The 18427-nt window shown below is 36.2% G+C and carries 16 protein-coding genes and 2 tRNA genes; 10 read left to right on the forward strand and 8 right to left on the reverse strand.

From position 1 onward, the window contains the following. Positions 1 to 71 precede the first annotated feature (71 nt). Both GXM16_RS09375 and pelA read left to right on the forward strand, forming a co-directional pair. Positions 72 to 1766 carry a glycoside hydrolase family 28 protein gene (locus GXM16_RS09375; RefSeq protein ID WP_163394103.1) on the forward strand — a complete coding sequence of 565 codons (1695 nt, stop codon included), beginning with the start codon at positions 72 to 74 and terminating at the stop codon, positions 1764 to 1766. A gap of 73 nt (positions 1767 to 1839) precedes the next feature. Next, positions 1840 to 3045: a pectate lyase gene (gene pelA / locus GXM16_RS09380; RefSeq protein WP_163394104.1), complete on the forward strand. Its 1206-nt coding sequence runs from the start codon at positions 1840 to 1842 to the stop codon at positions 3043 to 3045. A gap of 80 nt (positions 3046 to 3125) precedes the next feature. Here pelA and GXM16_RS09385 read toward each other — a convergent pair whose 3' ends face one another. From GXM16_RS09385 to GXM16_RS09410, 6 genes are read right to left on the reverse strand one after another with little or no spacing between them, the layout of a single operon-like run. After that, complete coding sequence (locus tag GXM16_RS09385) at positions 3126 to 3959, reverse strand: amidohydrolase family protein (RefSeq protein WP_163394105.1); 834 nt, start codon at positions 3957 to 3959, stop codon at positions 3126 to 3128. 5 nt (positions 3960 to 3964) lie between these two features. Beyond that, the gene (locus GXM16_RS09390; RefSeq protein WP_163394106.1) at positions 3965 to 4762 is read right to left on the reverse strand and encodes an SDR family oxidoreductase; all 798 of its coding nucleotides are present in this window, start codon (positions 4760 to 4762) and stop codon (positions 3965 to 3967) included. A gap of 18 nt (positions 4763 to 4780) precedes the next feature. After that, positions 4781 to 5794: a zinc-binding alcohol dehydrogenase family protein gene (locus GXM16_RS09395; protein ID WP_163394107.1), complete on the reverse strand. Its 1014-nt coding sequence runs from the start codon at positions 5792 to 5794 to the stop codon at positions 4781 to 4783. Position 5795: 1 nt separating this feature from the next. Beyond that, positions 5796 to 6650 carry a fumarylacetoacetate hydrolase family protein gene (locus GXM16_RS09400; RefSeq protein ID WP_163394108.1) on the reverse strand — a complete coding sequence of 285 codons (855 nt, stop codon included), beginning with the start codon at positions 6648 to 6650 and terminating at the stop codon, positions 5796 to 5798. Between the two features lie 16 nt (positions 6651 to 6666). Next, positions 6667 to 7431, reverse strand: a complete 765-nt coding sequence (locus GXM16_RS09405) for an SDR family NAD(P)-dependent oxidoreductase (RefSeq protein WP_163394109.1) — start codon at positions 7429 to 7431, stop codon at positions 6667 to 6669. A gap of 18 nt (positions 7432 to 7449) precedes the next feature. Continuing rightward, complete coding sequence (locus GXM16_RS09410) at positions 7450 to 8637, reverse strand: glycoside hydrolase family 88/105 protein (RefSeq protein WP_163394110.1); 1188 nt, start codon at positions 8635 to 8637, stop codon at positions 7450 to 7452. A 293-nt stretch (positions 8638 to 8930) separates the two neighbouring features. On the opposite strand from GXM16_RS09410, the gene GXM16_RS09415 reads away from it, so the two are divergent. The 8 genes from GXM16_RS09415 to GXM16_RS09450 all read left to right on the forward strand — a co-directional run bounded on the left by GXM16_RS09415 (position 8931) and on the right by GXM16_RS09450 (position 17903). Then, positions 8931 to 10070 carry an ABC transporter substrate-binding protein gene (locus tag GXM16_RS09415; protein ID WP_163394111.1) on the forward strand — a complete coding sequence of 380 codons (1140 nt, stop codon included), beginning with the start codon at positions 8931 to 8933 and terminating at the stop codon, positions 10068 to 10070. Positions 10071 to 10074: 4 nt separating this feature from the next. Beyond that, positions 10075 to 11217: a CaiB/BaiF CoA transferase family protein gene (locus GXM16_RS09420; protein ID WP_163394112.1), complete on the forward strand. Its 1143-nt coding sequence runs from the start codon at positions 10075 to 10077 to the stop codon at positions 11215 to 11217. Positions 11218 to 11221: 4 nt separating this feature from the next. Then, positions 11222 to 12361, forward strand: coding sequence for a CaiB/BaiF CoA transferase family protein (locus GXM16_RS09425; protein ID WP_163394113.1), 1140 nt, complete (start codon positions 11222 to 11224; stop codon positions 12359 to 12361). Continuing rightward, positions 12361 to 13584: an extracellular solute-binding protein gene (locus tag GXM16_RS09430; protein WP_163394114.1), complete on the forward strand. Its 1224-nt coding sequence runs from the start codon at positions 12361 to 12363 to the stop codon at positions 13582 to 13584. The genes GXM16_RS09425 and GXM16_RS09430 overlap by 1 nt, the downstream gene beginning before the upstream one ends. 2 nt (positions 13585 to 13586) lie before the next feature. Next, on the forward strand, positions 13587 to 14651 hold the full coding sequence (locus tag GXM16_RS09435) for a Gfo/Idh/MocA family oxidoreductase (RefSeq protein ID WP_163394115.1): 1065 nt from the start codon (positions 13587 to 13589) through the stop codon (positions 14649 to 14651). Positions 14652 to 14834: 183 nt separating this feature from the next. Beyond that, positions 14835 to 15275, forward strand: a complete 441-nt coding sequence (locus tag GXM16_RS09440) for a MaoC/PaaZ C-terminal domain-containing protein (protein WP_007809657.1) — start codon at positions 14835 to 14837, stop codon at positions 15273 to 15275. Between the two features lie 122 nt (positions 15276 to 15397). Continuing rightward, on the forward strand, positions 15398 to 16702 hold the full coding sequence (gene fucP / locus GXM16_RS09445; RefSeq protein WP_163394116.1) for an L-fucose:H+ symporter permease: 1305 nt from the start codon (positions 15398 to 15400) through the stop codon (positions 16700 to 16702). A 94-nt stretch (positions 16703 to 16796) separates the two neighbouring features. Next, positions 16797 to 17903 carry a pectinesterase family protein gene (locus GXM16_RS09450; RefSeq protein ID WP_163394117.1) on the forward strand — a complete coding sequence of 369 codons (1107 nt, stop codon included), beginning with the start codon at positions 16797 to 16799 and terminating at the stop codon, positions 17901 to 17903. Between the two features lie 360 nt (positions 17904 to 18263). On the opposite strand, the gene GXM16_RS09455 is transcribed toward GXM16_RS09450, so the two are convergent. Further along, positions 18264 to 18349: transfer RNA gene (locus tag GXM16_RS09455), tRNA-Leu, on the reverse strand. 5 nt (positions 18350 to 18354) lie between these two features. Further along, positions 18355 to 18427: transfer RNA gene (locus tag GXM16_RS09460), tRNA-Phe, on the reverse strand.

Raw genomic sequence — 18427 nt, forward strand, 5'->3', positions numbered from 1 at the left:
AGTATTATCAAGATAAACATATCGTACAATTTTGATATCTAAATTTTTAAACTTTAACTAATTCAATAAGAATGAAAACTAATCCAACTCCCTTTTTCCGTATGCTTTTGGCTGTTTTAGCAGTAAGCTGTTCAGGAAATGTGATCGCACAAAAGTCAAAATCCTATGACACTTATGCAAACATTGAGTTTAAAATGCCTAAGGTCAATGAACCAAAAATTCCAAAAAACACTGTGAATCTTAAAGATTTTGGCGCGGTAAACGGCGGATATGTTTTAAACACAAAAGCGTTTGAAGATGCTATTAATGCACTTTCAAAAAAAGGCGGCGGAAAATTAATCATTCCTCCAGGAATCTGGTTAACAGGACCAATCATCCTAAAAAGTAATATTGAATTACATGCAGAAAGAGGTGCACTGATAAAATTTTCTACAGATAAAAGCTTATACCCACTTATCGAAACTAATTTTGAAGGTTTAAATACCTGGAGATGTATCTCTCCTATTTACGGTAAGAATTTAGAAAATATTGCTTTTACAGGAACAGGGGTTTGGGATGGCTCAGGTGAAGCATGGAGACAGGTTAAAAGAAGTAAAGTTACAGAAAGCCAGTGGAAAGAATTTGTTTCTTCAGGCGGAGTTGTAAATGAGCAAAAAACAAGCTGGTATCCATCAGAAGTATTTATGAATGCTTCGAAGGGAGGCCCAATAGACCAAAATGTTCGTCTGGATTTAAAAACCAAAGAAGATTTTGAAAAAATTCATGATTTCCTTCGTCCGGTATTGGTTAGTATTCAAAATAGTAAAAGAGTGCTATTTGACGGACCCGTATTTCAAAATTCTCCGGCATGGAACATTCACCCTTTTATGATTGAAGATTTAATCGTGAGAAATGTAAGTGTTCGTAATCCATGGTTTTCACAAAATGGAGATGGACTTGATGTAGAATGCTGTAAAAATGTTGTTATCGAAAATTCCAGTTTTGATGTGGGTGATGATGCCATCTGCATCAAATCAGGAAAAGACAAAGATGGTCGTGACAGAGGTATTCCTAGTGAAAATATCATTGTAAGAAATAATATAGTTTATCATGGACACGGAGGTGTAACGGTAGGAAGCGAAATGTCCGGAGGTGTAAAAAACCTTCATGTATCTAACTGTACTTTTATGGGAACTGATGTTGGTTTACGTTTCAAAAGTGCACGAGGGCGCGGAGGTGTTGTAGAAAACATTTTTATTTCTGATATTTTCATGACTGATATTCCGTCTCAGGCGATTTCGTTCAACCTTTATTATGGAGGAAAATCTATAGCAGAAACTTTGGAAGAAGGCGGTGATAAAATTGTGAATCAAAAAATGCCTGTAGATGAAAAAACACCTCAGTTCAAAAACATTTCGATAAAAAATGTAACAATCAAAGGAGCCCAACAAGCTGTATTTTTACAAGGATTACCTGAAATGAATCTTGAAAATATTGAAATCTCGAATTTGATTGCAAAAGCAGAAAAAGGTTTTACTATAGTGGATGCAAACGGAATCAAAGTTCACAATGCGAAACTTGATATTGAAAAACCAACTGTAATTGAAATTTACAATGGTAAAAACATGTCTTTTAAAGATATTGAATTGAATTCAAAAGCATCTAATGCTATTACTATTAATGGAGAAGCGACTGAAAATGTTGAATTTGTTTCTTCAGGAAATTCAGATTTTGCAAAGAAAACAGTTATTGGGGAAACTGTTCCAAAATCTGCGGTAAAACTATAAGTGATTAAACTATTTTGCTTCTGTTGGGTCTAAGTTTAAAACAAACACAACAGAAGCTCATCAAAAAATTACTATGAAAACATTACAAAGTTTGTCCATGAATAAGAGCTTTTTATTCGGAATCATACTTACCTCTTTTTCGTTTCTTTATTCAGGAGCACAATCTGAAAAAGACAAAAAGACGACAGTAATCAGTACAAAACCATTTAGTGACAGTATGAATCACTGGTACGGTATTGCCGATAAAAACAATATTGTAAATCCGATACCAAATCAGCCGAAATACGAAGAATCCGAATATACCAAAATAGCGGATAACATCATTTATTTTCAGCGTGATAACGGAGGATGGCCAAAAAATTATGACATGCGCGCAATTTTGACTCCGGAACAAATTAAAGATATTGTAGGCTCAAGATCGGTTTTCCATACCACTTTTGACAACGGAACTACGTATACTCATGTGTATTATTTAGCGCAGGTTTATACACAGACCAAAATTGAAAAATACAAAACAGCCTGCCTGAAAGGAATCGATTTTATTTTGGAAGCACAATATCCTAATGGTGGGTGGCCTCAATATTATCCTTTAGAAAAAGGATATAGCAGACACATCACATTTAACGATGGTGCGTATATGGGAATCATGAACTTGCTGGATAAAATAGTGCACAACAATCCTGAATTTGATTTTATAGATGCCGAAACAAAAAAGAAAATAAATACAGCTTATGAAAAAGGAATTGACTGTATTTTAAAAACGCAAATTTCTGATCACGGAAAATTAAGCGCCTGGTGTCAGCAGCATGACGAGACAACTTTATTGCCTGCATGGGCGAGAAAGTTCGAACCGCCAAGTGTAAGTAATGCAGAAAGTGTGGATGTGGTTTTATTTTTAATGAAAATAGAAAATCCAAGTGAACAGGTAATCAGAGCTGTACAAGGTGCGATTAAGTGGTTTCAGGATTCTAAAATATACAATACCAGAGTGGAGACTTTTGAAGCTCCTGAATTTGATTCAAAATTCAAAAAAGTTAAAGATGACCGCCGAGTTGTAAATGACCCTACAGCACCACCAATCTGGACACGTTATTATGAATTGGGAACCGGAAAACCTTTGTTTTGTGACAGAGACAGTGTTTACCTATATTCATTGGCCGAAGTAAGCCGTGAACGCAGAAGCGGTTATGCCTGGTACACCTATAATCCTGAAAAAGCCCTGAAAAAATATCCGGAATGGCAGAAAAAATGGACTCCTGAAACAGATGTTTTGAAATAATAAAAAGTCCAAACTGAACATAAAAAAAAGCGTGAATTTCTACAATTCACGCTTTTTTTATTAACTGAAATTATGATTTCTTAGTCTTTCAACTTATAAAATGATTTCGCATTTTCAGACCAGATTTTATTCTGATCCTCAATTGAAAACTGAGACATGTAATCTTCTAATGTTTTTACGAGTTCCTTATAATCCGAAGCTACATTGCAAACCGGCCAGTCAGATCCGAACATCAATTTATCAGCAGTAAAGTTTTCAAAAATAACATCCAGATACGGTTTTAAATCGGATGGTTTCCAATTGTTCCAGTCGGCTTCAGTCACCATTCCGGAAATTTTGCATTTTACGTTTTCTAATTTTGAAATTTCTTCAATGTTTTTTTTCCAGGATTCAATCTCACCCGATTTAATATCCGGTTTGGCAATATGATCAATAACAAAATCCTGATCAGGAAAAGATTTTACCAAATCAATGGCTGCCGGTAACTGACGATGGAAAATCAAAATATCATAAGTGAAATTGAATTCCTTCAAAGCTGCAATTCCGTTACGAAAAGCTGTCCCGAACATAAAATCGTCCGGTTCTCCCTGCACCACATGCCTGAAACCTTTCAGTTTTTCAAATTGAGAAAAATGACTCAATCGCTCTGAAATATTTTCAGCCCTTAAATCAACCCAGCCCACGACTCCTTTTATGAAATCGTTTTTTGAAGCGAGATCCAGTAAAAATTCTGTTTCTTCTTCAGACTGACTCGCCTGAACAGCTACACAGCCTGCAAAATTATTTTCTGTAAGCAATGGCAATAAATCTTCGGGTAAAAAATCCTTTTGAATCTTTTTCATCGAATCATCAATCCAGCTATCCCTAACCGGATCAAATATCCAAAAATGCTGATGGGAGTCAATTCGGTTCATACCCATTAATTTACATCACTGATTAAAGCACGATCTAAATGCACATAACCTCCTTCTACAAAAACAAACTGTCCTGTAGTATGAGAAGAACGATCTGAAATAATAAAAAGTGTTGAATCTGCAATTTCTTCTGTTGTGGTCATTCTGGACTCAAACGGAATACTTTTATTTATTTTTTTCAAAACTGCTTCACCATCCGGAACTGTTTTGATCCAGTCTTCGTATGCAGGCGTATAACATTCTGCAATAATAATCGCATTAGAACGAATTCCGTACTGAATCAAATCAACTGCCCATTCTCTTGTAAGTCCAAGTACACCGCCTTTTGCAGCAGCATATCCTGAAGTCCCGCCTTGTCCTGTCAAAGCTACTTTTGAACCAATATTCAAAATATTTCCTTTTGATTCTTTTAAATATGGAAGTGCAAATTTTACCAGCAAAAAGTAACTTACCACATTCAGTTTCAAAGAATCCATAAACTCTTCGTAAGTAGCATCTAAACCGGCACCGTCATTTACCCCTACGTTATTGATCACAACATCTATTCTGCCGTATTTTTTCGCAATCTCAGCAACTGCTTTTTCCATCTGGACAGGATCAGTCACATCCGTTTGTACAAATAACGAATCGATTCCTTTCTTCTGCAAAGCTTCCGCATAACCAAAACCTCTGCTGTTTCTGTCTACCAAAACCGGAATAGCACCTTCATCCGCCAATCGATTGATGATGGTCTCACCAATACTTCCTTCTTTTCCAGCCGATCCTGATACGACTACAATTTTACCTTTTAAATGTAAATCCATAATATTATGTTTTCAGAATTAATTTAATTCTATAATTGCTTTGATAGTATTGTTTTTCGGATCAATCCATTTTCCAAACTCGTTGATCATATCCTCAAAATCAGCTCTGTGTGTAATGTATTTTTTCGGATCGATTTTACCTTCTTTCAGACATTTCATTACATATTCAAAATCTTCAATAGTAGCATTTCGGCTGCTCATCAAAGTAGATTCTCTTTTATGGAAATCAGGATGACTGAAACTTAATTCTCCTTTTTGAAGTCCAACTAAAACAAATCTTCCGCCATGCGAAATATAGTTGAAAGCGCTGTTCATCACTTTTTGATTTCCGGTAGCATCAATGACAACATTCGCCATATCTCCATTCGTCAGTTCAGCCAATTTTGCAGCTACATCATCATGCAAAGGATTAATGGTTTCATCTGCCTGAAGTGCTTCTTTACAAAAGTTAAGACGGTATTCGTTGATATCCATCACAATCACTTTGGCTCCGGCAATTTTAGCAAACTGAATCAATCCTAATCCGATTGGTCCTGCACCCATTACCAAAACAGTATCAGTTGCTTTTACTGCCGCTCTTCTAACTCCGTGTGCTGCAATCGCTAATGGTTCAACCAAAGCCAGTTCGTCATAATCCAGACCTTGTCCGTGTAATAAATACTGTTCCGGAATGGTCACATATTCGGCCATTCCACCATCAATATGTACTCCGAAAACTTTGATATTGGCACAACAATTTGTTAATCCATTTCTACAGGCAACACATGTTCCACAGCTGAAATACGGAATAAAGGTTACTTTATCGCCCGGCTCGAAACCTTTGGCGTTTCCTTTTATGTATTCAGCAGCCAGTTCATGACCTAAAATTCTAGGGTATTCAAAATAAGGCTGTGTTCCTCCAAAAGCGTGAATATCGGTTCCGCAAACTCCTATTCTTCTAATTTTTAAAAGTACTTCTCCTTCTTTTGGCTCCGGCATTGGTTTTTCTTTGATTAGAAACTCCTGCGGTTTTTCGCAAACAATATATTTCATTTTATTTAGAATAAGCTTTTGCTACTTGTTTACTTGATCCCAGACCGTCCATGCCCAATTCGATAACGTCACCCGGTTTGATGTAGATTGGATCCGGCTTAATTCCTAATCCAACTCCCGGAGGCGTTCCTGTACTGATGATGTCGCCAGGAAGTAACGTCATAAACTGACTTAGGTAATGTACTAAAAACGGAATTTTGAAAACCAGATTTGAAGTATTACTGTTTTGGAATTTCTTTCCGTTAACGGTTAACCACATTGGTAAATTATTTACATCAGCAATTTCATCCTGAGTAGCCAGGAATGGTCCAAGAGGTGCGAACGTATCACAACCTTTTCCTTTTGCCCATTGTCCTCCCATTTCGATTTGGAAAGCTCTTTCGCTGTAATCATTCAATAAAGCATATCCGGCAACATAATCCAAAGCTTCTGCTTCTTCTACATAACTTGCTTTTTTACCAACTACAAATGCCAATTCGATTTCCCAGTCTGTTTTTTCACTGTTTTTTGGGATCACCAAATCATCATTCGGACCACATAATGAAGTCGTTGATTTAAAAAAGATAATTGGCTCTGTTGGAATCGGAGCACCTGTTTCATGGCAATGATCTACATAGTTTAATCCGATACAGATTATTTTTGAAGGTCTTGCAACCGGAGAACCCAAACGAACATCTGCACTCACTTCTGGTAAAGCAGGATTACTTTCTAATGCTTTTTTTAATTTTTCCAAACCATTATCTTCAAAAAAAGCTTCGTTAAAATCCGTTACAATAGAAGAAACATCATATCTTTTTTCTCCAATAATAACTCCCGGTTTTTCTTGCCCGGCTGCTCCAAAACGTATTAATTTCATTTTTTTATATTTTTAATTAGTTATTTAATTTTATAAATCCTCCATCAATAGGATAATCGCTTCCGGTAATAAATCCGGCTTCGTCACTGCATAAGTAAAGAGCTAAGGCAGCAATTTCCTCTGGTTGTCCCATTCTTCCGATTGGTTGTGATTTTGATAATTTTTCAAAAATTTCAGCTTCCTTACCCGGATAATTTTTATTGATAAATCCGTCCACAAAAGGCGTATGTACTCTCGCAGGCGAAATTGAATTGCATCGAATTCCTTCATCAATATAATCTCTCGCAACAGATAAAGTCATAGCCATTACAGCGCCTTTAGCTGTTGAATAAGCGAAACGATCCTGAATTCCTACCCATGATGCTATAGATGCCATGTTCAGAATCACACCTCCTTTTGACAATCTGAATTGTGGAATCGCAGCATACAAACAATTGTAAACACCATTTACATTTACATCCATTACCCTTTGGAAATCGATTTCCAAAGTTGTGTCTACTTTTCCCACATGGGCAATACCGGCATTATTTATCAAAATATGGATATTTCCAATTTTTTCAAACGTAGCGACTACTTCTTTCTGACTTGAAACATTACATGCATATGAAAATACTTTTCCGCCCAATTGCTGAATCTCGGCTACAGCTTCCTGAGCACTTTCAATTGTTAAATCAATAATGTGGATTTCTGCTCCCTGTTTTGCGAATAAAGTTGCAATTGCCCTTCCTATACCACTGCCACCGCCAGTTATGACGGCTTTTTTATTTTGTAATGAAAACATATTTATTTTAGTTTTTAATTATCGGTTTAATTCTAAAGCTGCCAGAATAAAAGGTCCGGTAACTTTAGGGTCATTATCTTTTCTTCTTTCATTAATATAATATTCGAAAGAACCGTCACGATAAGGTTTTCCTCCCAAACCTGCTACTGCGCAGGCATTCGTAATTTCAATTTCTCCATTTGGATATACTTTAACAAATTTTGAAGTAATACCATCGAAAGCCTTTTCTGCAATTTTTTTGAATTTTTTAGGCAAATATCCTTTTTTAGCTCCTTTTGCAAAAGCATAAGCAAACATAGCCGTTCCGGAAGTTTCTAAATAATTACCTTCACGGGTTCCCATATCAGTAACCTGAAACCATAATCCTGATGGATTCTGGAATTTCACTAAAGCATTCGAAATATTATTTAAATAAGAAATCAGTTCTTTTCTTTTCGGATGATCTTTAGGAAAATAATCCAATACATCTACCAATCCCATCACATACCAGCCCATAGATCTTGACCAAAAGTTAGGCGAAACACCGGTTTCTTTGTTTGCCCATGGCATTTCTTTACTCTCATCCCAGGCATGGTACAATAATCCTGTTTTTTTATCCGTGGCTTTTTCCTGAATCAATTCAAATTCGTGAGCAACATCATCTAATTTGGCACCGTTTTCAAAGGTAACAGTGTATTCTGCATAAAATGGTTCCCCCATATACAAACCATCCAGCCACATTTGGTTAGGATATATTTTTTTATGCCAAAAACCACCACTTGGTGTACGAGGCTGTTCTTCTAACTGTTTACGCAAAGTCTGCATGGCAACTAAATATCGTTTGTCTTTAGTCTGCTCATAGATATCAAACAAAATTCGGCCCGTTGGTATATTATCAATATTAAACGATTCATACTTATACGTTTTAATATTTCCTTCTGCATCAATCAACTCATCAGCATATTGTTTGGCATAAGCCGTGTATTTTGCATTCTTTTTTTGCTTGCCTAATTCCTGAAAAGCATAAGTAACCAAACCATGAACATAGCTGATATGTGCTACAGGAGCATCATCAAGCATATACGATTGCGGGTGACGCTGCATCAGGGTTAAAGCCATTCTTTCTGACCACTTCAGCTTGTTTGAAATTGTATTTTGAGCACTTGAAATTGTCGTTACCAAAATCAGTAAGACAATCATTTTAGAAGGAAAAGAAATTTTAAGCATAACCGCTACTTTGAAAAAATTGTATTTTATGTAAATTTAAATGCGAAAATAAATGTGATTTTCACATTTACAAATATAAAACTTAATATTAATACGGGGTACTTATTTTAAAAATCAATACCAAAAAATAGATATAATCAAAAACAATATCACATTTTATATGTATTTTGTACAAAATATAAAAAACAATTAAAGGAATTGCCAAAAAATAAATATATAATCATGGCGTTCGAATCTAATTTCTATATTTGTAAATGTGAAAATCACATTTATTAAATTCAGATTATTATAAAATGAAAAAACTAAAAGGGATTACGTGGAATCACACCAGAGGTTTATTGCCAATGGTTGCCACAGCTCAGCGTTTTACAGAGTTGAATCCGGACATAGAAATCAGTTGGGAAAAAAGGAGTTTACAGGAATTTGCAGATGCTTCGATTGAAGACTTAGCCAAAAGATTTGATTTATTGGTTATCGATCATCCATGGACCGGTTTCGGTGCGGATACCAAAACAATTTTGCCTTTATCAGATCATCTTTCTGCCGAATATATAAAAGATCAGGAAATTAATACCGTTGGTAAATCATACGGAAGTTACGTTTTTCATAATAAATTATGGGCGTTGCCAATTGATGCAGCGACTCCGGTTGCTGCTGCGAGATTAGATATTTTAGAAAAACAGGGATTGGATGTTCCTCAGACTTATGATGATTTATTGGCTTTAGCTAAAAAAGGATTGATTGCTTTTGCAGGGATTCCGGTAGATTCATTGATGACTTTTTATTCTTTTTGCTGCAGTTTAGGCGAAAATCCTTTTCAGTCTCAGGAAAAAGTAATTTCTGTGGAAACAGGAAGAAAGGCTTTGCAAATGCATCGAGAACTGGCTCAGTTAATGGATCCTGCAAATTTCAACAGAAACCCGATTCAGGTTTATGAAGCGATGGTAAATTCAGATGAAATTGCATACTGCCCTTTTGCTTACGGATATTCTAATTATTCGCGAATTGGTTACAGCAAAAATTTACTTCACTTTTATGACTTAGTTAAATTGAATGAAAAGTCGATGATTAGTTCTCTTGGCGGAACAGGTTTAGCCGTTTCATCCTTTAGCCAGCATATTCCTGAAGCTGTAAAATATGCTGAATTTACGGGATCATCACAGGTACAACAGAATATTTTTGCCGATAATGGCGGACAGCCGGGACATTTACAAGCCTGGAAAAATGACCGAATCAACGGTATAACACATGATTATTTTAAAAATACTCTACCGGCTTTAGAAAGAGCTTTTTTAAGGCCAAGGTATTCCGGTCACATGTATTTTCAGGATCATGCAGGCGATGTCGTTCGCGATTATTTAATGAATGGCGGTAACGAAGAACAAGTTTTACAAGTAATGGATGCACTTTACGTAAAATCTTTAAACTTATAACAACATGAAACCATTAGAAGGATTAGTTGTTTTAGAGTTTTGCCAGTTTTTGGCAGGACCTTCTGCAGGATTAAAACTGGCTGATTTAGGGGCAAGGGTTATAAAAATCGAGCGTCCTGTAAAAGGCGAGGCTTGCCGTCAGTTGAGTATCAAAGATCTTTTTGTTGATGACAGCAGTCTGCTTTTTCATACGATCAACAGAAATAAAGAATCTTTCGCAGCTGATCTTAAAAATCCGGATGATTTGGTTTTAGTCAAAAAACTAATCGCCAAGGCAGATATTATGACCCATAATTTCCGTCCGGGTGTGATGGAAAAAATCGGACTGGATTTTGAAACAACTTTAAATATTAATTCGAAAATAATCTACGGAACTATCACGGGTTACGGAGACAAAGGTCCTTGGGCAAATAAACCGGGACAGGATTTGCTTTTGCAGTCACTTTCGGGATTAAGCTGGTTAAGTGGCAGAAAAAGTCAGGGACCAGTTCCGTTTGGTTTGGCTGTAGCCGATTTAATGTGCGGAAATCATTTCGTTCAGGGAATTTTAGCAGCTTTACTTAAAAGAGCTAAAACCGGAAAAGGTGTTTTGGTAGAAGTAAGCTTATTGGAATCCGTTTTGGATGTGCAGTTTGAAGCAATAACTTCTTACTTAAATGATGGCGGACAACAGCCACAAAGAAGCGATGTCAAAGGAAGTGCTCATGCATTTTTAAGTGCGCCTTATGGTGTTTATCAAACTAAAAACGGATATATTTCTCTTGCAATGGGCGATTTGCTTTTTATTGGAAGTATTTTAGAAATCGATTTCCAAAAATATACGGATAAACACAAATGGTTTTCTCAAAGAGATGAAATCAGGGAATTATTAGCCGAAAAACTAAACACCCAAACAGCCGATTATTGGATTGAGGCATTGCAGAAAAACGGAATCTGGTGTGGAAAAGTGCTTAATTATGAGGAATTAGACAGCCAGCCTTTTGTGAATGAATTGCAACTGAAACAAACCGTACAAAATTCGGCTGGAGAAAAATTGGTTACTACCAGAAGTCCGATACAATTAGACGGAGAAATTTTGACCAGTACCAAAGCCGCTCCTAAGGTGGGCGAAGATAATGTAACAATACACGAACAATTTTTAAACTAGCAGGATGAAACCATTAGAAGATTATTTAATAGTAGATTTTAGCCAGTTTCTTTCCGGCCCTTCAGCGAGTTTGCGATTGGCTGATTTGGGCGCGCGCGTGATAAAAATTGAGAAACCGGGAACAGGGGATATCTGCCGTACCTTATATACTTCTGATTTGATTATGAATGGGGAATCATCCGTTTTTCATACCATCAACAGAAATAAAGAGTCATTTGCAATTGATTTTAAACAAACAAATGAACTCGAAAAATTAAAAAAATTACTGGCAAAAGCTGATGTTGTCATGCATAATTTCAGACCCGGAGTGATGGAACGCGTGGGTTTGAGTTATGATGAAGTCAAAAAAATTAATCCAAATATAGTGTATGCCGAAATTTCAGGCTATGGTACAAAATCGGATTTAAAAGATTTGCCGGGACAGGATTTATTATTACAATCTTTGACGGCCTTAACCTGGCTAAGCGGAAATCAGGATGATGGTCCCATGCCAATGGGATTATCAATTGTCGACATGTTGGCGGGTGCGCATCTGGCACAAGGAATTTTAGCAGCTTTGTACCGAAAAGCAACTCATAATATAGGAGCAAAAGTTCAGGTAAGTATGCTGGAATCGGCTTTTGATTTTCAGTTTGAAACAATTACGACTTATTTTAACGACGGAGGTGAATTACCTGTACGAACTCAATCGAATAATGCGCACGCTTATTTAGGAGCTCCTTATGGAATTTACAAAACCGAAAACGGTTATTTAGCTTTGGCGATGGGATCCATTCCGGTTTTGGCTTCACTTTTAAAATGTGATGAATTACTGCAATTTCCTGAAAACAAGTTTGAACTACGAGATGAAATAAAAAATATTTTAGCTTCTCATTTACAAACTCAGGAAACCCAATATTGGCTGGATATTTTAGAGCCTGCAGATATTTGGTGTGCCAAAGTTTTGAATTATAAACAGCTTTTTGCAGAAGAGGGATTTCAGGTTTTGAATTTTACGCAGAGAGTCGAAATGCTGGATAGTTACAATTATAAAACCACCCGATGCCCGATTAGAATAGACGGTGAAATTTTCACGTCGAGAAAAGGTTCCCCGAAATTAGGACAGGACAACGAGCGAATTATTAAGGAATTTATAGAATCGTAATGGAAAAAATAAGAATCGCTGTCCGGAAATTTGATCCTTTTGAAACGACACTTCAAAAGCTGTGGGATTTATTTTGCCTTCAAAACAATATTCAAATTGAAGCAGAAATGGTACCGCTGGAGCTTCATGAATTGTATGAAACCACTATTACAAAAAAAGGTTTAAAAGAAGGAAAATGGGACATTGCCCACCTCAATACTGATTGGATTTATGATGCTGTACACGAAAAAGCGGTTTTGGATTTGTATTCTTTTATAGCCTCAAATCCACCGGAAAATTATCCTTACGGCTGGCATAAATCGCTTTTAAAATTGCAGCAACTGGATAACGGCACTTATGGACTTCCGTTTCATGATGGCCCGGAATGTCTGATTTACAGAAAGGATTTATTCGAAGATCAAAACGAGCAGAAAAATTTTAAAAAGCAGTATGGTTACGAACTTTCCACACCAAAAACCTGGAAAGAGTTCATGGAAATTGCTTCTTTCTTTAATCGGCCGGAAGAAAACCTTTATGGATGCATTTTTGCCAATTATCCGGACGGACACAATATGGTTTTTGATTTCTGCCTGCAATTATGGACACGTGGCGGGTCATTAATCAATCATAAAAATCAAATCAGCGTTTACAGTAAAGCTGCAATTGAAGCTTTGGACTTTTACAGAAAAATGGTAAACGATTCCACTGCTGTTCATCCTAAGTCAAAACAATTTGATTCGGTTCAGGCAGGTCTGGCTTTCGCCAAAGGAGAAGCTGCAATGGCTATCAACTGGTTCGGATTTGCTTCGATGGCGCAAGTGATTGAAGAATCGAAAGTAAAGGGAAAAATTGATATCACTTCACTCCCATCCGATCCCAATCATAAAACGGCATCTTTGAATGTCTATTGGTTGTATACTATTGGCTCAGGAAGTAAATATAAAAAACTGGCTTATGATTTTTTACGTTTTGCAACGACTTCTGAAAGTGACAAATTATTGACAAAAGAAGGCGGCATTGGTTGTAGAAAATCGACATGGAAAGATGAAGAAATTAATGCTTTGATACCCTTTTATCATAAACTGGAAATGCTGCATGAGAATGCATTTACCCTGCCGCAGACACCAATTTGGCCAAAAGTGTGCGAGTTTATCGATCATATGATTTTAAAAGCAATCAACAGCGATATTACTTCAGCACAATTATTAGAAGAAACACAAAATAATATTCAAAAAATAGAATAGATATGAATATTCCATATAAACCTTTACTTCCCGAAACAAAGCAGCCCATTATTATTATTGGTGCAAGCGGTATTGTAAAAGATGCTCATTTACCGGCATATAAAATGGCTGGTTTTTCAGTTTTCGGAATTACAAACAGAACGGTGGCAAAAGCACACGCAATGGCTGAAGAATTCGCCATTCCGAATGTTTTTGAAAACGTAGCCGAGGCTGTAAAAAATGCTCCATCCAATGCTGTTTATGACATTACCGTATTGCCTGATCAATACATTGAAATATTAGAGCAATTGCCGGATGGTGCCGCAGTGCTGATTCAGAAACCAATGGGAAATGATTTGGCACAGGCCAAAGAAATAGTAGCCGTTTGCGAACGTAAAAAATTAGTTGCCGGGATTAATTTTCAGTTACGTTTTGCCTCTTTTGTGAGTGCAGCACGCTATATGATCAATCAGGGGATTGTTGGTGATCTGTATGATATGGAAGTTAAAGTAACTGTAAATACTCCTTGGGAATTATTCCCGTTGATTAAGGAACATCCAAGATTGGAGATTCTTTTTCACAGTGTACATTATATTGACTGTATTCGTTCGTTTTTAGGAAACCCAAAAGGTGTTTATGCTAAAACGACTAATCATCCTTTGAAAAAATTATCATCCTGCCGTTCTTCTATTATTCTGGATTACGGTAATTCGATGCGTGTGGTTATCAATACCAATCACGATCATCATTTTGGTCCCAAGCACGAAGAAAGTTACATTAAATGGGAAGGAACAAAAGGTGCAATCAAAGCCAAAATGGGCTTATTGATGAATTATCCTGATGGTATGCCGGATGAATTTGAAGTTGCTTTAGAAAAGGATGGGAACTACGAATGGGAAAAAATCAATTTGGAAGGCTCCTGGTTTCCGGAGGCCTTCATTGGTACAATGTCAAATTTGATGCGTTTTAAAGAAGGCTCTGACGACAAATTATTAGCAAGCGTTCAGGATGTTCTGGATACGATGAAAGTTGTGGAAGCTTGTTACATTAGTAATGAAAAAGGAGCAATTTCACTAAACGACTTATAAAAACGGATATCTGCGTTAACGATTGAAGCGGCATCCTTTTTTGGCTTTTTCTGCCAAAAAAGATACAGCGGAAAGCGTGTTAAAACGCCCAAAACAATATTATAAATAAGTAATTAGTCGCTAGTCCATAGTAATTAGCTAATCACTAAGGACTAATTACTAAGGACTAAAAAAACTAAAAACATGTATTTCAAATCAACATTTTTTGAAGATTACCAGCTTAATGATAAAAGAGTTACATTAGGCCGAACTATAACCGAAACCGATTTTGTGGTTCATGCAGGACATACCGGAGATTTTTTTCCGCATCATATGGATGAAGAATGGTGCAAGACACAGCCTTTTGGTCAGCGAATTGCCCACGGAACAATGGTTTTCAGCATCGGAATCGGTCTGACTGCTTCTGAAATAAATCCGGAAGCTTTTTCTAAAGGTTATGACCGAATGCGATTTGTGAAACCGGTTCATATTGGCGATACCATTCATTCAGAAATTACGATTTCGGAAAAAGGAGAAGCCAAAAAACCGGATATGGGAACGGTGACCGAACATGTAGAAATCATCAACCAGCGAGGTGAAGTGGTTTTGGTTTGTGATCACCTTTTATTAGTAAAAAAGAAATAATTCTTTTGAGATAAAGGTTTAAAGTAACAAAGAAACAAAGGTTTCTTTGCTTTGAACCCAAAACCTAAAATCTTTGCCACATTGAGCCTTTGAGGCTTTGAACTTTTAAAAAAAATCTAACTATGCAAGTAACTAACCAAACGGGAGACCAACATGAAGTACCAACAGAAGTTGGAAAAGGGAATCAATATCTTTTGCCTTTTATTTTAATTACCAGCTTATTTTTCCTTTGGGGGATGGCACACGGTCTTGACGGTATCCTGATTCCGCACTTAAAAAAAGCTTGTCAACTTAATAACAGTCAGTCTACACTAATAGATACCGCTATCTTTTTTGCTTATTTTGTAATGGCTATTCCTGCGGGGATGATTATTAAAAAAATAGGATATAAAAACAGTATTATAACAGGGTTACTGGTTTTTGCAGCAGGAGCATTTCTTTTTGTACCTGCAGCTAACTCCAGAACGTATGAATTATTCTTATTTGCTCTATTTATAATCGGATGTGGATTAACAATTCTTGAAACAAGTGCTAATCCGTATGCTGCTATTTTAGGTCCTGCAGAGTCTTCTTCATTTAGATTAAATTTAGCTGCATCATTTAATGGTTTAGCAGCTATGTTAGGACCTGTTTTGGGAGGTATTTTTATACTTTCAGGAATCAACTATACCCCAGAAGAAATGGCTGCAATGTCAGATGCTACAAAAACAGCTTATTTATTAGAAGAGGCTTCTGCAGTTAAATTGCCATATATCATTTTAGGCAGTATTTTGGTTTTAGTAGCTGTAATATTTTATTTTATGCATTTGCCATCAATGAAATCTAAGCAAACAGAAAATGAAATTAAACCTGGATTTTTCTCTGTATTAAGATTTTCACACTTGAGTTGGGCAGTTGTAGCACAGTTTTTTTATGTAGGGGCTCAGGTTTGTGTAACTAGTTTTTTTGTTCGAATAGCTCAAAAAGAAGCTGGTTTAGACGAAAAGACAGCTGCTTATTATCTTGGTATTTATGGATTCTTATTTATGGCCGGTAGATTCAGCGGAACATTCTTTTTAAAATTCGTAAAAGACTATGTTTTGCTTTCCATCTATTGTGTCGCCAATATTTTACTTTGTTTAGTAGCCATTTACGGATCCGGAATCGTAGTTATTTATGCTCTTGGTGGAATTGGATTTTTCATGTCTATCATGTTCCCAACTATTTTCTCATTAGGATTAGTAGGTTTAAAGTCCAATACTGAAACGGGTTCATCATGGCTGGTAATGTCAATTGTTGGTGGAGCAATACTTCCTTACGCAATGGGAACATTAATTGACATGAAGCATGACGATATTCAGGCAGGGTATATTATTCCTTTGGTATGTTTTGTAATCATTCTTTATTTCGGAGTATTTGGACATAAAGTAAAAAACAGCATTTCTTAGTTATATTTCAATTCTTTTTATAAATTTCCAAGGTGTAAACAATTTTTATTCCTTGGAAATTTTATTTTTAAACTTTATCATTAATAAATCTAACATGAAAAAAACTTTACTTACTTTTTATTTCTTACTTATTGGTTTCAGCATGTCTTTAAATGCTCAAAAAAACAAAAATGCTTATGATATTGTCGTAGCTGCTGATGGAAGTGGTAATTACACTAAAGTTCAGGAAGCCTTTAATGCAGTACCTGATAATAGCTCCAAACGGACTATCATTTTTGTAAAACCTGGTATTTATAAAGAGAAATTAAAACTAACAGCAGGAAAGAAAAATGTATCCTTAATAGGTGAATCATATAAAAATACTATTCTTACTTATGATGATTATGCCGAAATAGCAGGAGGTACAAGCAAATCATTCAGTGTACTAATTGAAGCAAATGATTTTTTTGCAGAAAATATAACGTTTGAAAATACCATTAGCAGTGAGCTACCTCAATATAAAAAAGGTGGTCAGGCAGTAGCGTTAATGGTAAACGGTGACAGAGGTATTTTTCACAATTGCAAAATGAGCGGTTTTCAGGATACATTTTACCTTAAAGCCAACAAAAGGTCATACATTAAAGATTGCATAATTGATGGAACGACAGACTTCATTTTTGGCGCAGGAATAGCCTTGTTTGAAAATTGTGTTATCCAGTGCAAAAAAGATTCATATATCACTGCCGGAAACCATGAAGCGGGGAAAAGTAAATATGGTTTTGTATTCAAAGACTGTGTCATCATGAAATATCCTAAAGCAGCGATTTCAAAAGTGTCACTTGGAAGACCTTGGGGAGCTGGTGCAAATACTGTTTTTATACATTGTTACGAAGAATCAGTTATAATTCCTGATGGCTGGTCGATCTGGTCTAAAGATCCGGAAAATAAAGCTTATGAAAACTGGAAAACTTCTTTCTATGCTGAATATGATTGTTTTGGCCCAGGATCAAATTCAGATAATCGTATTTCATGGTCGAAGCAGTTAAATAAAACCGAAGTGTCTGAATACACCAAAGAAAAAATATTCGCAGCCAGCACAACAACTGCAATTAATCTTGAAGAAGATTGGAATCCGGTAATTAAAAAAGACAAATGTGATTCTATTTTACCCTCAAAAAAATCCAAAAATCAGGATTCAGATTTTGAAAAAGCATTTTACTAAGTAAGAAGTGAGCATTTCAGCTTAGAAAAATATAAACATTAAGCTTATTACAGTAGCGGATTATAAATGATCCGCTTTTTTTGAACAATATCTAATCATTCAAATGTTCTCAAATATTATTTGTTTGATTTAAAACTTTCCCGTAATAATACTTATAGCATTTCCCTGTGGGCCGGGCTGTCCGCTGTATCTTTTGTTCATGCAGGTTTGGGGTATGATACAGAATATCTACGGACTCACAAAAGCATTCCTCTTCGATGCCTAACGCAGTACGGGATACCGAAGTTTCTGTTTTCAAGGCAGGTGATTCTATTAAGCAAAAAAACTCCAATGAGCATTAGCCAATTGAAGTTTTTTTTGTACTCAGAGCGGGACTTGAACCCGCACGGACATTGCTGTCCACTGGATTTTAAGTCCAGCGTGTCTACCAATTTCACCATCCGAGCATTTGTGGTACCTCCAGGGATCGAACCAGGGACACATGGATTTTCAGTCCATTGCTCTACCATCTGAGCTAAGGTACC

The organism is Flavobacterium limi (assembly GCF_010645075.1).
Taxonomy (GTDB): domain Bacteria; phylum Bacteroidota; class Bacteroidia; order Flavobacteriales; family Flavobacteriaceae; genus Flavobacterium; species Flavobacterium limi.

Coding starts and splice junctions, on each gene's coding strand:
- GXM16_RS09375 (WP_163394103.1), top strand. CDS start 72: ATGAAAACTAATCCAACTCCCTTTTTCCGTATGCTTTTGGCTGTTTTA.
- pelA (WP_163394104.1), top strand. CDS start 1,840: ATGAAAACATTACAAAGTTTGTCCATGAATAAGAGCTTTTTATTCGGA.
- GXM16_RS09385 (WP_163394105.1), bottom strand. CDS start 3,959: ATGAACCGAATTGACTCCCATCAGCATTTTTGGATATTTGATCCGGTT.
- GXM16_RS09390 (WP_163394106.1), bottom strand. CDS start 4,762: ATGGATTTACATTTAAAAGGTAAAATTGTAGTCGTATCAGGATCGGCT.
- GXM16_RS09395 (WP_163394107.1), bottom strand. CDS start 5,794: ATGAAATATATTGTTTGCGAAAAACCGCAGGAGTTTCTAATCAAAGAA.
- GXM16_RS09400 (WP_163394108.1), bottom strand. CDS start 6,650: ATGAAATTAATACGTTTTGGAGCAGCCGGGCAAGAAAAACCGGGAGTT.
- GXM16_RS09405 (WP_163394109.1), bottom strand. CDS start 7,431: ATGTTTTCATTACAAAATAAAAAAGCCGTCATAACTGGCGGTGGCAGT.
- GXM16_RS09410 (WP_163394110.1), bottom strand. CDS start 8,637: ATGCTTAAAATTTCTTTTCCTTCTAAAATGATTGTCTTACTGATTTTG.
- GXM16_RS09415 (WP_163394111.1), top strand. CDS start 8,931: ATGAAAAAACTAAAAGGGATTACGTGGAATCACACCAGAGGTTTATTG.
- GXM16_RS09420 (WP_163394112.1), top strand. CDS start 10,075: ATGAAACCATTAGAAGGATTAGTTGTTTTAGAGTTTTGCCAGTTTTTG.
- GXM16_RS09425 (WP_163394113.1), top strand. CDS start 11,222: ATGAAACCATTAGAAGATTATTTAATAGTAGATTTTAGCCAGTTTCTT.
- GXM16_RS09430 (WP_163394114.1), top strand. CDS start 12,361: ATGGAAAAAATAAGAATCGCTGTCCGGAAATTTGATCCTTTTGAAACG.
- GXM16_RS09435 (WP_163394115.1), top strand. CDS start 13,587: ATGAATATTCCATATAAACCTTTACTTCCCGAAACAAAGCAGCCCATT.
- GXM16_RS09440 (WP_007809657.1), top strand. CDS start 14,835: ATGTATTTCAAATCAACATTTTTTGAAGATTACCAGCTTAATGATAAA.
- fucP (WP_163394116.1), top strand. CDS start 15,398: ATGCAAGTAACTAACCAAACGGGAGACCAACATGAAGTACCAACAGAA.
- GXM16_RS09450 (WP_163394117.1), top strand. CDS start 16,797: ATGAAAAAAACTTTACTTACTTTTTATTTCTTACTTATTGGTTTCAGC.